This is a genomic window from Lamprobacter sp., from assembly GCF_034860625.1.
In the GTDB taxonomy this organism is placed as follows: domain Bacteria; phylum Pseudomonadota; class Gammaproteobacteria; order Chromatiales; family Chromatiaceae; genus Lamprobacter.
In genome coordinates this window covers 1-1,044 of the sequence record NZ_JAYESN010000599.1, presented here as the reverse complement: position 1 = coordinate 1,044, position 1,044 = coordinate 1, and the positions used below count along the sequence as shown (strand labels likewise).

Annotated in this window: 1 protein-coding gene; it reads left to right on the top strand. The window is 61.5% G+C overall.

Annotation, left to right across the window (positions count from 1 at the left end):
- Window positions 1–135: 135 nt before the first annotated feature.
- On the top strand, window positions 136–1,044 hold a 909-nt coding region (locus tag VBE63_RS30125), incomplete at its 3' end, for a hypothetical protein (protein ID WP_323686639.1).

The window sequence follows — 1,044 nt, the reverse complement described above, 5'->3', positions numbered from 1 at the left end:
GACCACGTTAACGGTCGCTGTCCCGAAATCGTTGACGTCATGACGCGCGAAGACCCTAGCGCCGGGGCTGATGGAGACTGGCAGAGCCTGGCCGGCGCGGGTGCCTGCTGAGAGGCGATCGGCTAGACTCTCCTCATGACAGCCGACACCCAAGCCACGGACACCAGCGACAAGCCTGACGACGACAGCCCCTGGAAAGAGGCCCTCGAGCGGTTCTTCCCGGAGTTCCTCGCGCTGCTGTTTCCAACCATCCATGCCGAGATCGACTGGTCAAAGGGCATGCAGTTTCTCGACAAAGAGTTCCAACAGATCGTCCGTGAGGCCAAGACCACCCGGCGTTATGCGGATAAGCTCGTTGGCGTCACCCGCCGCGACGGCACGCCGGTCTGGGTGCTGATCCATGTCGAAGTGCAAGGCGACCCGGAGACCGCCTTTGCCGAGCGGATGTACACCGACCACTATAAAATCCGCGATGTCTATCAAGTGCCGGTCGCCAGCCTGGCGGTCCTTGCCGATGCCGACCGAGGCTTCCGCCCAACGCAGTACAGTGCCGCGCTCTGGGACTGCCGGGTCGAGTTCCAATTCCCTGTGGTCAAACTGCTCGACGACACCACACCCGAGCGCTGGGCCGAACTGGAAGCCAGTGACAATGTCTTCGCCCTGGTCGTGATGGCGCAGATCCGCGCCAAGGTCACCGATGATGCCGAGACGCTCAAAGGCTGGAAATTCCGCCTGATGCGCTTGATGTATGAGCGCGGCCACGAGTGCGCGCTGATTGAAGAGGTGTTACGCCTGATCGACTGGATGATCCGCCTGCCCGCGGCACTGGAAGCAGAATTTCGTCAAGCACTTTATGCCTACGAGGAGCAACAGCGTATGCCGTATGTGACCACCGTTGAACGCGCGGGGATTCAGAAGGGCTTGCAGCAGGGCCTGCAAAAGGGCTTGCAGCAGGGCTTGCAGCAGGGGATGCAAAAGGGCTTGCAGCAGGGCGAGGCCAGGACACTGCTGCGCCAACTCACTCAGAAATTCGGCCCCGAAGCG